Annotated in this window: 9 protein-coding genes; all 9 read right to left on the reverse strand. The window is 74.8% G+C overall.

The genetic code is table 11. The features are described 5' to 3' along the window. Window positions 1-50: 50 nt before the first annotated feature. The 9 genes from FYW99_RS10510 to FYW99_RS10550 all read right to left on the reverse strand — a co-directional run bounded on the left by FYW99_RS10510 (window position 51) and on the right by FYW99_RS10550 (window position 11,754). Window positions 51-635: a GNAT family N-acetyltransferase gene (locus FYW99_RS10510; RefSeq protein ID WP_150251842.1), complete on the reverse strand. Its 585-nt coding sequence runs from the start codon at window positions 633-635 to the stop codon at window positions 51-53. 58 nt (window positions 636-693) lie between these two features. Then, on the reverse strand, window positions 694-2,343 hold the full coding sequence (locus tag FYW99_RS10515; RefSeq protein WP_150251843.1) for a glycosyltransferase: 1,650 nt from the start codon (window positions 2,341-2,343) through the stop codon (window positions 694-696). Further along, window positions 2,340-2,798, reverse strand: a complete 459-nt coding sequence (locus tag FYW99_RS10520) for a glycosyltransferase family 28 protein (protein WP_150251844.1) — start codon at window positions 2,796-2,798, stop codon at window positions 2,340-2,342. The genes FYW99_RS10515 and FYW99_RS10520 overlap by 4 nt, the downstream gene beginning before the upstream one ends. A gap of 311 nt (window positions 2,799-3,109) precedes the next feature. Then, window positions 3,110-4,846: a lipopolysaccharide biosynthesis protein gene (locus FYW99_RS10525; RefSeq protein ID WP_150251845.1), complete on the reverse strand. Its 1,737-nt coding sequence runs from the start codon at window positions 4,844-4,846 to the stop codon at window positions 3,110-3,112. After that, complete coding sequence (locus FYW99_RS10530; RefSeq protein WP_150251846.1) at window positions 4,816-5,697, reverse strand: sulfotransferase domain-containing protein; 882 nt, start codon at window positions 5,695-5,697, stop codon at window positions 4,816-4,818. Before FYW99_RS10530 ends, FYW99_RS10525 begins: the two co-directional genes overlap by 31 nt. Before the next feature lie 141 nt (window positions 5,698-5,838). Next, the gene (locus FYW99_RS10535; protein WP_150251847.1) at window positions 5,839-7,068 is read right to left on the reverse strand and encodes a phosphotransferase; all 1,230 of its coding nucleotides are present in this window, start codon (window positions 7,066-7,068) and stop codon (window positions 5,839-5,841) included. After that, window positions 7,065-8,492 carry a ligase gene (locus FYW99_RS10540; RefSeq protein ID WP_150251848.1) on the reverse strand — a complete coding sequence of 476 codons (1,428 nt, stop codon included), beginning with the start codon at window positions 8,490-8,492 and terminating at the stop codon, window positions 7,065-7,067. The genes FYW99_RS10535 and FYW99_RS10540 overlap by 4 nt, the downstream gene beginning before the upstream one ends. Then, the gene (locus FYW99_RS10545) at window positions 8,492-10,996 is read right to left on the reverse strand and encodes a lipopolysaccharide biosynthesis protein (protein ID WP_150251849.1); all 2,505 of its coding nucleotides are present in this window, start codon (window positions 10,994-10,996) and stop codon (window positions 8,492-8,494) included. The genes FYW99_RS10540 and FYW99_RS10545 overlap by 1 nt, the downstream gene beginning before the upstream one ends. A gap of 365 nt (window positions 10,997-11,361) precedes the next feature. After that, window positions 11,362-11,754 carry a DUF4190 domain-containing protein gene (locus FYW99_RS10550; protein ID WP_150251850.1) on the reverse strand — a complete coding sequence of 131 codons (393 nt, stop codon included), beginning with the start codon at window positions 11,752-11,754 and terminating at the stop codon, window positions 11,362-11,364. Window positions 11,755-11,847 lie beyond the last annotated feature (93 nt).

The raw sequence follows: 11,847 nt of genomic DNA on the forward strand, positions 1-11,847 counted from the left end.
CAGTGCCGCGTCCTCGCCCGGTGAGGCCCGTGCGCGGGGGTGTACCGGGTTCAGCCGCCCACGGGCCGGAACATGGACCAGGTGCGCGGGCCGCTCCCGGGCAGCCCGTACTCGGCGGTCACCCGGAAGCCGAGCGACGTGTACAGGCCCACGTTGTCCTCCGTCGAGGTCTCCAGGAACGCCGGGAAGCCCGCCGCGTCGGCCTCGTGCAGGCCAGCGCCGATCACCGCGCGCCCCAGGCCCTGGCCCCGGGACGCGGGGTGGACGCCGACGGTGCCGAGGAACCACACCGGCTCCTCCGGCCGGTACGGCTCCATGGCGGCCTCGGCCGCCGCGTAGGCCGGGGCGCGGTCGCCCGCCAGCTCCACGAGCCGGGGGAGCAGGGCCTCCACGGCCTCCTGCGCGCCGTCGGAGCCGGGCACCGTCCAGACGGAGGCCGCCCGGAGGTCGTCGCTCACCCACACCCGCCCGTACGGAAGGCCGACGTCGGCGAGGAAGACGCGCTGGAACTCCCGCAGCCGGGTCCCGTGGTCGTCGGCGCTGATCACGTGACGCGTGAAGGGATAGTCCGCGAAAGCGGCGGCCAGCGTGTCCGCCGCCCCCTCGACGTCCTCGGGGGTGGCTTTCCGGATCATGCGCGTCCTTCCCGGCTGCTCGGTCCGCGCGCCGGACGCCCCGGTGCGCGGACCGAGGCTACACGCCCCTGCCGCGCAGGTGCAGCGCGCGCGTGATCCACCCGGCGGGCACCCCGAACACCACCGCCAGCGCCAGGTAGGCGCGGACCTCGGCCGGGCGGCTGCGGACCGTGGTGCCGATCCAGCGCAGCGCGGCGCGCCGGCGCCCGGAGGCGGCCTCGGCGAAGGCGATCTGCCCGGCCACGCGCGCGTGGCCGCGCGGTACCAGCGCGAACTCGGGGTAGCGGTCCAGCAGCCAGCGCAGGGCGGTGGAGATGGTCCGCCAGCGCCCGGAGAAGTGCGACCTGCGGTGCCACAGCACCCGCACGCCCGGTTCGGGGATGTTGCGGATGGGGCCGCGCCGTGCCAGCCGCAGCAGCAGTTCGTAGTCCTCGGCGTAGCTGCCGGGGATCTCCTCGCTGACGGTTCCGCAGCCGTCGATCATGGCGCGGCGCCGGATGAGGAACGTGGACGGGTGCAGCTCGGTCAGGCGCGACCCCAGCAGGTCGCCGAAGGTCACACTGGTGCGGTCCAGGCTGCGGACCGCCTCGACCCTGTCGTAGACCACCCGGATGCCGCAGCACACCAGCTCGGTGCCGGGCTCGTCGAGCATGACGTCGACCTGTGCCCGGAGCTTCCCGGGCAGCCACGTGTCGTCGTCGTCGCAGAAGGCCACCAGGTCGGTGTCGGCGGCGAGCACGCCGGTGTTGCGGGCCCCGGCCAGGCCGGGGGTGAGGGTGTTGGTGACCACCCGCACGGGGCGGTCGCCGTCGGAGCGGGCCAGGGAGGGGTCGGGCTGGTCGTTGTCGAAGACGACGATCGTGGTGATGAGACCGGAGTAGTCCTGTTCGCTGATCGCCCGCAGGGTGCGGCGCAGCAGTTCCGGCCGGTCCCGGGTGGGCACCACCACGGTCACGCCGGGCCGGGGCGCGGTGTCGGGCGCGTCGGCCGCGCCGGTCTGGGCGCCGGTCTGCGCGGAGGTGTGGTCGGCGGCGCGGTCGGTGGCCTTGGGGACGGTTCGGGTGGTGGTCAGCGGGTCCGTGCCGCTTCCGGCGGTGCGGACGGCGGAGCCGGTGGCCGTGGCGGCGGGGTCCGCGGCGGTTTCCGCCGCCACGGCCCGGGTGCCCGTGAGCAGGTCGATGAGCTCCCCGGCGCGCAGCGCTGCGCGCTCGGTGCCCTCGCCGTCGTCGGGGTCCACCCGGAAGTCCCCCGGTGAGGCGAGCGCCCTGTCCAGGAGTGCGGAGAGCTGCTGGGGGGTGGCGCAGGAGCGTATCCGGCCCGCCTCCTCCAGGCGCCGCACGAACAGGAGCTGGTGCTCGTCGACGTGCTCGTCCAGTTCGGGGTCGCGGGCGACGACGATGGGCAGGCGTCCGGCGCGGCGGGCCTGGACGATGGTGCCCGGCCCGCCGTGGGCGACGACCACCCGGGCCCGGCGCATGTGCTCGCCGAGTTCCTCTCCGGGCAGGAACGGGGTGCCCGCGGCCACGGCGGGGGCGGCACTGTGCCCGTGCTGGACCAGGAAGCGCAAGGCCCGGTGGCGCCGGGCGTAGTCGTCGATCCAGCGGACCAGCCGGTCGAAGGAGTGGTGGTCGGTGCCGAGGCTGACGACCACGTCGGGGTGGCCGCTGTCGTCGGAGCGCGGGACGGGACGCGTGGTCTGTTCGGTCAAAGCAGCGGTCCTACCGTGATGGCGGTCGGCATGAAGGCGCGCTGTTCCTCCCACTGGGCGAGGAACAGCCGGGTGAACGGACGGCACAGCCGGGCGGTGAGCGTCGGTGTGTCGAGGCGGTCGTAGACCTCGATGTAGACGGTCGGTATCCGCAGCAGCCACGCCAGGGCGAAGAACGGCAGGGCCACCCCGGCGCCGGTGGTGACCACGGCGCAGGGGCGCCGCTCGCGCAGGACGCGGACGGCCAGCCAGGCGTTGCGCAGCAGGTTGCCCACGTGGCGGGTGGTGGGGTGGAAGGCCCACCGGACGCGCTCACCGGCCAGGGCGGACTCGGCGTCGGGGGTCCGGAAGGTCACCCACACGCGCTCGCGGTGCCGCCACCAGGGGCGCAGTGAGCACAGCTGGGTGAGGTGCCCTCCGCTGGAGGCCACCAGGAGAACCGGTCGTGGAGACATGTGGTCATCATTTCATAACTCTGTGTAGTCGTTGGGATGGTCGCGGCGAGGCGCACCGGTTGTCCACAGGCGAGAAGTGCGTCTTCCGCGGAGCGCACGCAGGGGCTTTCATGGATAACGGGGGGTCCCCGGGCCCGCCCTGCCTCGGCGTGCCCGCACCGCCTCCGGCTGCCGTCGTGTGTCCGCGCAGCTCTCGTTCACCGCCGTGTGTCCGCGCAGCTCTCGTTCACCGCCGTGCGCCCGCACCGCCTCCGGCTGCCGCCGCAGCTGCCGCCTCTGGCGGGCGTCGTCGGTTGCCGCCGCCGTGTGCCTTACCGGCGCGGGCCCAGGCCCAGGAGACCTCGCAGCGACCACACCGTCACCAGGTGCCCCACGGCTCCCGAGGTCACCGCCATCGCCAGCGTCGCGATTCCGCCGCCCAGCAGCGCCTCCAACAACAGCGGCAGGGCGCCGAACCACGTCAGCGCGCTGGCCGTCGCGGCCAGCACCGGACGGCTGAACGGGTGCAGCACCACGCGGGACCGCAGCTGCCACAGCGGGAGCAGCTTGCGCACCAGCATCGCGGCCACCAGGGCCACGGCCGCCCCGGCCGCTCCGGCCACGGGCACGAGCAGCACGCACACCAGCACGTTCGCCGCCAGCGACAGCACGTTGTTGACCAGGTTCAGCCGGGTCAGCCCGGTCATCGTCAGGACCAGGTCGCCCATCCCCAGCGCGGCGGCCGTCAGCTGGCCCGCGCACACCACGACCAGCGCCGTCGCCCCCGCCGCGTACTCCGGCCCGAACAGCCGCATCACCTCGTGGGCGAACACCAGCACCGACAGGTACAAAGGCCACAGCAGGCACACCAGCCACGCCGTGCCCGCCTGGTAGAGGGTCCGGACCCCGGCGTGGTCGCCCGTCGCCAACTGCTCGGCGAACCTGGGCTGGGCCGCGTACAGCACCGCCTGCGTGCCGAACTGACCGACCACCATGACCCGTGTGGCCGCCGTGAACACCGCCGCGCCGGTCAGCCCGCCCAGGAGCGCCACGAGGACCACGCCGCCGCGCTGCACGCCCATCTGGGCGACCGCAGCCACCGCGCGAGGCAGGGAGAAGGACCAGAACGTCCGTGCGTCCACCCGTTCCACGGACTCCTGAGTCACAGGGGTTGCGGCGAACACGGGTGCACCGGGGGCACTGCCGGTCTCCGGAGCCGCGGTCGTCCCCGTGGTCGCGGTCTCGTCATGGGTATGGCCAGCCCCCGGAACCACAGCCGTTCCGGTGGCACCGGGGCCACCAGTGGCGCCTTGCTTCCCTGCGGGCACCGCCTCTCCGGGGCCGTCCGTCTTCCCGGGGCCATGCGCCTCCCCGGGGACACCACCGGCCTCGGGAACGGCCCGGCGCACGACACGGCCCAGCCAGAACCACGCCACCACGGCCGCGGGCAGGTACGGCCCCGCCCACGCCAGCGCCAACAGCCCCGCCGCCCCCGACAGCGCTACCCCCGCCACCAGGGCCAGCTGGGCCAGCGGACGGCCCACCTTGTCCACCAGCACGGTCCCGGCCATGTCGTGGTGGGCCCGCGTCGCGGCCAGGGCCGTGTCCGCCAGCACCGCGAACGGCAGGAACACCGCCAGCAACCGCAGGTAGACCTCCGCCCCGTCGCCGCCCAGGCCCCGCGCGACCGGCCCGGCGCACACCAGCAGCAGCACCGCCAGCGCGCACGCCACCAGCACGGCCGGGGCCACGGCCGTCCGCAGCAGCCGGGGCCCGCCCCCGGGTCCTCCGAACACCCGCATCCGGGCGATGAAGTACACCAGCCCGTCCGACGCGCCCAGGTTGGCCACCACAGCGGCGATCAGGAACACCGACGTCGCCGAGAACAGCAGCCCCGCCGTCTCCTGGGAGAACGCCCGCGTGATCGTCACGATCACGGCCAGGTTCAGCACGGCGCCGACCACGGCCCCCGCCATGTTGACCGCCCCGCCGCGCAGGACGCGGCGCAGCCCCGCCCGCTCCCGCTCCGAGAGGGCGGTCACGCGCGCCACGAGGGGACGCGCCCCCACCAGTCCGCCAACCGGGCGTCGCTGTCGGCGAACCGCGCAGTCAGTTCCGCGCGCAGCCCCTCGGGCATCGTCGTCCGGGCGCGCGCGTTGTGCCTGCCCGGGGCGTTCCCCGGCCCGGGCGGCAGCCCCAGGAACCGCTCCACCCCGTTCAGCGCCCGCGCCGTGCCGTCGAACAGGTCGGCGTGGTCCACCACGTGCATCCGGTCCCGTCCCAGGTGCTTCTCCATCCGCGCCAGCTGGTCCGCGTAGCGGCCGCGCGCCACGTAGCCGTGGTGCTGGTGGGAGTACGAGCGGTACCCGGGGTCGGCCAGCATCCGCTCCTCCTCACCGGCCAGCCGCTCCGGCTCCAGCTCCAGCGCCCGCTCGAACGGCTCCGTCTCGAACCCGCGCGCGGTCTCGTGCGCGTGCGCCGAGTAGGCGCGCTCCACCGGGTCGCGCAGGATGACCACCACCCGCACGTCCGGCAGGTCGCGGGCGATCCGCTCGGCGGCCAGGGGATGGAACAGGTAGTACGGGCTGGACTCGACGACCCTCACCCGGGGGCGCCCCCGCCGGGCCCGCAGCGACGCGCGCAGGGGAAAGTACGCCCGGTACCGGTCCGGGCCGCCGCGGTATCCGGTGTCGAAGTAGTGCACCCCCTTGCGCAGGGTGGGTCCGGTGACGCACGGGTGCAGGCACAGCGACCTGAACAGCGACGTCGTGCCCGAGCGCTGCGCCCCGCAGACGAGGAAGTCGGGCAGCGCGCGGGCCGGTGCGGTGAGCGCGCCCAGGCCGTCGGCGAGGGGCAGGAGCGCCTCCCGGGCCGGGGCGGCCATGCGGTGGAACAGGACGGGAACGGTGCTCCGGGGCATCACGTGCTCCTTCTGTCGCGGTTTCGGTCACTCCGGTCGCCGTCCTCGGCGCCCGGGCGCGGCGGGTCGTGTCGATCGATCGGGGGGCCTGGTCCGGCGGGTCCGCCCGGACCTGGCGGGCCGCTCGGACGGGCGGGCCGTTCAGACCTGGCGGGCCTCGTGCGCCTCGTGGGCCGCCCTCTCCTGGAGCCCCTCCAGCGCGGGCAGCAGCCAGTCGTCCACGGCCGCGAGGTGGCCGCCGCTCTCGTCCTGCCGGTCGTGCAGGTACCGGGTGGCCAGGTCGATGAGGTACAGCGCCATCACGGTGGACACCGTGTGGGAGCTCACCCCGGTCTCGGACATGAGGGGGTCGCGCAGCAGCCGCGACCCGCTCTCCAACCACCGGTGCACGCCCGGGTGGACCCCGGCCTGCACGCACTCGTTGAGGTCGTAGTGCAGGGCGTCGAAGCCCGCGGGCGCGTCCATGGCGAGCCGTTCCCAGTCCCACACGAACGCGCGCCGGGCGGTGCTGGCGATGTTCCACCTGGTCAGGTCGCCGTGCCAGGCGCCGAACGGCACGTACACGTCGGGCAGGCGGCGCAGCGCGGCGCGCAGCGGCGCCACCTCGGGGCGCGTGCCCAGTGTCACGATCCGCTCCTCCAGCGACCGCCGGTAGGGGCTGTCGGACAGCCTTCGGCGCCGCACCCTGGACAGCCCGACGATCTGTGTCACGCACCTCAGCAGCTGGCGCCGCGTGGGCCGGTCGGTCTGGACGCCGACCGGCAGCGCCTCCTGCACCAGCAGCGGGTGGCTGTTCCACTCGCCCTCGTGCATCAGCCGGGGAACGGTCACGTCCGGCAGACGGGCCTCGGCCAGCTGGCGCAGGGCCCGCGTCTCGGCGCGTACCAGGCGCGAGGTCAGGTCGTTGACGGCCACCTTGGCGTAGCCGATCGTGCGGCCGCCGGGCGTGAGCAGCAGGAGTACGGGCTTGCGGTTGGCCCGGGGCGGGCCCACGTGGATGGCGACGGCCAACTCGCGGTCCAGCGCCGACGTGAGCGCGTGCTCGATGCCCGGGCCGACCCCCACGTAGAGCCGGTCGCGCAGCAGGAGCGGAGCCAGCCCGGTGGCGAACGCCCCGGTCAGCAGCAGCGTGCGCGCCCGCTCCCGGAACGAGTGCCCCTGGGAGAAGGACGTGATGCCCCGGGTGGCCGCCGACCGGTCGTGGGCGGGCAGGATCACCCGGGGGTTCTGCGCGTTGGGGACCGGAAGGTACTGGGTGCCCCGGTCGCGGCGGACCAGCCGCCGCATACCGCGGTCGCCGGGGCCGAGCAGCCCGCCGCACGGCCACAGCACCGCGGCGAGGTCGGTCAGGTAGGTCGTCTCGCTGTTCACCAAAGACCCCCGCGGGTGCGCGAGGTCCGCCGCCGGAGCACCGGTTCCTCGCCCCGCCACAGCAGGGCGACGGCGACCATGGTGACGGCCAGCGGGGACATCAGCGCGACGTAGAAGAACATGTACCAGAACAGCAGCAGCACGGTCAGCAGCGCGCCCTGCCCCTCCAGAGAGGACACGCGGCGGTAGCGCCACACGACGTGTGCGAAGAAGGCCAGCATGAGGCCGGTGCCCACCCAGCCGCCGGCGATCAGCGTCATCCACAGCTGCCCCGCGTTGCCGATGACGTGCTGGCCGCAGCCGGGGCACTCGGCGGTGGGGCCGACCGCGATCGAGTCCGAGCTGCCCAGGCTCTCCCGGGTGGTGCCCCACCCCATGACCGGGGACAGCTGGGCGGCCTCCACGGACGCCGCGTTGGTGGCGGCCCGGCCGTCGTCGCTGTGCGGGTTGTCGAGCCTGGCCCGCACCACGTCGGCGAGCGGGGAGGCGGCCAGCGCCAGCAGCACCGCCAGGCACGTGACGGCGCAGGCGCCCACCAGGACCACCCGGCCGCGGCGCAGCGCCACCAGGGCCGCGAAGGCCGCCGACAGCGCCAGCCCCGCCCACAGGGCCCGGTTGAGCGAGTACACGGCGGGGACCACGGCCAGCGCGGCGGCGGCCAGCGCACCCCAGCGCACCCATCCCGAACCCTGTGCCACCCAGCTCACCACCAACCACACCAGCAGCAGGGAGAGCATGTATCCCCAGATGTTGGTGTACTCCCAGGGCGCCTTCGGGCGGGCCGACTCGTACCCGAAGATGTCCATGACCTGTGCGGACGCCGGGTGGATGAGGGTCTGCATGTAGGGGTCGGAGGCCAGGGGGGCGGGGAGCAGGTACTCCGCCGGGGCCGTGAACTCGAACCGGGGCGCGAGCATGCCCAGGTAGCCGCCCGCGATCGTGGCCAGGCACAGTACCGCCAGCGCTCCCGCGACCGCGCGCGTGGGCAGCTCGCGCTCGGAGAGGTTGCCGACGTAGAGCATCAGGACCGTCAGCACCAGGTAGTTGACCGCACGGAGCACGGCGCCGCCGTACCCGCCGCTGCCCGGCACGGTGCCGGGCATCTCCAGCTGGACCAGGCACAGGCCCAGCACCGTCCACAGCAGGAACAGCGCCCACAGCCAGAACCCCGGGGGGACCCGCAGCCCCGTGGCCCGGTGGCGGCGCACCAGTTCGGCGGCCATCGGGACCGCGAACAGCCAGTACGCGAACTGTCCCAGGCCCAGCGCCCACCACAGCGGGTACCCGGCCAGCAGCCAGAGCAGCGGCCGACCGGCGACGTCGTCGGTTCCGCCCGCCGGGAGCGGGTTCCCAAAGCCCCCGGCGACAGGGCCCACCGCCCCGGCGGTCGGCCGGGGAACGCGGGCGGACGTGCTCCAGGCCATCAGTTCCGGGTCCCCGACGCGGTGTCCGGGGCGGCGGAGTCCTCGGCGGTCCCGGTCGGCCGGGAGTTCTCGGTCTCCTCGGTCTCCTCGGCGGCGAAGGCCACGAGGGCCTCGGTGGCCTCGGCGCCGCTGACGGTCGTTTCGGGGGCGTGGGGCTCCTGTGCCTCAGCGTTCCGGGCCAGCCCGAAGGCCATCTCCGCCTCCGAGGCCGTGCCCGGGGCCGCGGTGGTTCCCGCGGTGTCACCGCTGGTCCCGTCGGTCCTGTCCGTGCCCGCTGGGTCCGTGCCCGATGGGTCCGTGCCCGCTGGGTCCGGGGCAGTGGTGTCTTCCGCCGCCCGGTCGGTCTCGGTGGCCTCCTCGTCAGGGGAGCCTTCGGTGACCTCGGGGGCCGCCGGGACCTGGGTGGCACCGTCGCCTCCCAGCACGCGGGGGACCTCCAGACCCGCGGGTATCCCACCGTCGCGGGACGACTCCAGGTCCTCCGAGGACTCCGCCGGATCCTCCGTGGCCTCCGCACGCCGGGGACCGGGCACCCCGGGGACCCCTTCCGCCTCCCTGGGCGCCGGAGGCCGGGCCGTCTCACCGCGCCCCTCCGTCCCCTTGGTTCCGGCAGCCGCGGGCAGTTCGCTGACGATGCCGGTCAGCGTGATCCCCGCACCGGCGCGGCCCTTCACGGTCCCCGTCGACCCCCCGGCCTTCTCGGTCGCCACGCCCGCCTCGTCCGTCTCGGCCTTCTTCTCGGCCGCTTCGTCCCTCCCGGGCGTGCGACCGGCTCCGGCGGGTCCTTCCTCCCCGCGCACTCCGGCGGCGGACGGCGACGCCAGCGGCGCGGGCCCGGCCAGCGGCTGGCGCGGCAGGACGGCCGTGCCCGGGACGGGGACCCCGAACCGGTCGGCGAGGACGAGCAGCCCCCTCAGCTCGGCGCGGCGCGTGCGGCCCAGCTCGACCACCGGCAGCATCAGGTCGGCCGAACCGGCCAGCGCGTGCGCGTCGGCGCGCTCGCTCACCGGTGCCACCGCCACCACCACGTACTCCGCCCCCGCACGCAGCAGCCGCACCAGCTCCGGCATCGCGGTGCCCTGCACCGGCGCGTCCAGGCCCGGCGACCCGTACCGCAGGACCCGCAGGCGGGGCACCAGGTCGGGCCGCACCTCCAGGTCGGCGGGGTCCTCGCCCTCCAGCAGGGCCTCGGCCAGGCCGGGGCCCTCCGGCAGCCCCAGCAGCTCCCCGACGGTGTCGGTGCGGGGGTCGGTGCACACCAGCAGCGTCTCCGAGCCCGTGCGGGCCAGGGAGGCGGCCAGGTTCACCGCGGTCGCCGTACCCGCGCGGCCCGGGGTGGTCGCGGTGACGAGCAGGACGCGCCCGAGGACCGCCTCCTCGCCTTCGAGGAGCTCGGCCAGCCCGACCTCCCCCTCGGCGCCGCCCGCTCCTGCGGACCTTCCTGCGCGGTCGGTCACTCCGGTCCCACCCGACCCGGTTCTGGTCAGCCCAGCGCCCTCCGAAGGGCGGTCGGCCGCCGCGGGAACGGGGCCCGCGGCGAGGCGGGCGCGCACCAGGTGCGCGAACTCGTTGACCCGCTGACCGCGGCGGTCACCGTCCGGCAGCAGCCCGGGGGAGCGCTGGCCGCGCCCGACCCGCTCGGACAGGTCGAGCAGTACCGGCACCGCCCCGATCCGCCCGGTCTCCTCGGCGTCGTGCAGCCCCGGGTCGAGGCGGTCGCGGACCACGGCCGCCAGCAGCCCCGCCAGCAGGCCGAGCGCGGCGCCGCCGACCAGCCACAGGGCGGGCAGCGGGCTGCTCGCGCGCTCGGGGAGCCCCGCCGGGGTGATGACCCTCCCGGGCTCGACCGTCTCCGCCAGGGCGCTGAGCGGGCTGATGCCGTTGCCCAGCTCGGTGATCTCCGCGCGCAGCGCCTCGACCCGCGCGTCGGCGCCGGGGTCCGCGGACTCCCCGGCGGCCTCGGCGAGGGCCTCGTAGCGGGCCTCCTGCTCCCCGCGCAGCGCCTCCAGGTGGCTGTCGATCAGCCCGTCGATCCGCTCGCGGCGCAGTTCGAGGTAGGCGTCGGCGTAGGCCTGCGTGCCCGCCCGCGCGGCCTCGGGGCTCCCGGCCGAGTAGCTGATCTCCAGGACGCTGCTGTTGGGGGGCACGCTCACGTCCACCCGCTCGCGCAGGTCCTCCACGGAGGGCGCGGTGCCGCCTCCCGCGCCCAGGGACTCGGCCACGGCGGACGACACGCGGTCCGACAGCAGGACCTGCGCCTCGGTGTCGAGGTTGACGTCCCCGGCCAGACGGCCGGAGCGCTCCCCGGTGAACTCGGCCATCCCGCTGGGCTGGACCTGGACGGCGGAGACGGAGGTGTAGGCGGCGGGGAGTCCGATCACCGCGGCGGCGGCCAGGGCCAGCCCGCCGAGCACGCCGGCGCCGACGAACCGCCGGCGGCGGCGCAGCAGTGCCGTGTACTCCCTCAGTTCCGGTCCGGACGGGCCGGGGGCGTCGGTGTCCATCGAGTCCTCTCCGCACAAGAGTGGTCAACACTTTTAGTGATTGATTGCATACTAAGTGTAATCCCTTGGGAGATCTTCGCGGCATGGGCGAGCGGCCGTTTCTCGATGCGGGAAGTGACCGGAACGGGAGAGCGCGTAACGGGAGGGCACGGCATGACCGAGGAGGACCCCGGACACGCCGAAGGGGGCGGCGGGACACTCCCACCGCCCCCTCGGGCGTTGCCGGGGTGGCCGGACCCCTGGTGTGACACGAGGGTCTTGACCTGCGGTGATCTTGTACTTATAGCGAGACTCGACCGCCCAACCTCGCCATAAGTACAAGATCACGCCGGAGGAGGGGCCCGGCGAACCCGTGTGGTCACGGTCTAGCTGAGGACCACCGTGGGCGGAAGGCCGGTGGAGGACTCCCACGCCTCGTCGCACTCGTTCTGGCTGGAGACCGTGTGCGCCAGGGCCGAGCAGGTCCGGTACTGCGCCATCTGCTCCTGGTACACCACGGCCACCGCGAACAGCGACAGCGACATCACGATCCCCAGCACGCCCACGACCACGCTCATCAGCGCGCCCGGCGCCTCGGTGCGGTTGGCCCGCGCGGCCCGCCTCGCCCGGAAGCCCTGCACGACACCGAACACGGACAGCACGACCCCGTAGGGCGGCAGCAGCAGGCCGGCCGCCCCGAAGAACAGGCCCCACAGGCCGCCGCGTTCGGCTCTGGGCGGCTGCCCCTCGGTCCGGGGCTCCGGGCTGTTGTCGGTCAAGGTTCACTCCTTATGCGCGCCCCCTCGGGGCGCCGTGGTCGCCTCCGCTGCGCGGAGGCTACCCGTCGTCCATGGTCACGCCGGTCCGCGGGC

Source organism: Nocardiopsis deserti, assembly GCF_008638355.1.
Taxonomy (GTDB): domain Bacteria; phylum Actinomycetota; class Actinomycetes; order Streptosporangiales; family Streptosporangiaceae; genus Nocardiopsis; species Nocardiopsis alborubida.

What these genes read in the sequence shown, in the direction of transcription:
- FYW99_RS10510 (WP_150251842.1), bottom strand. Translation starts at nt 635, where the DNA reads ATGATCCGGAAAGCCACCCCCGAGGACGTCGAGGGGGCGGCGGACACG.
- FYW99_RS10520 (WP_150251844.1), bottom strand. Translation starts at nt 2,798, where the DNA reads ATGTCTCCACGACCGGTTCTCCTGGTGGCCTCCAGCGGAGGGCACCTC.
- FYW99_RS10530 (WP_150251846.1), bottom strand. Translation starts at nt 5,697, where the DNA reads ATGCCCCGGAGCACCGTTCCCGTCCTGTTCCACCGCATGGCCGCCCCG.
- FYW99_RS10540 (WP_150251848.1), bottom strand. Translation starts at nt 8,492, where the DNA reads ATGGCCTGGAGCACGTCCGCCCGCGTTCCCCGGCCGACCGCCGGGGCG.
- FYW99_RS10545 (WP_150251849.1), bottom strand. Translation starts at nt 10,996, where the DNA reads ATGGACACCGACGCCCCCGGCCCGTCCGGACCGGAACTGAGGGAGTAC.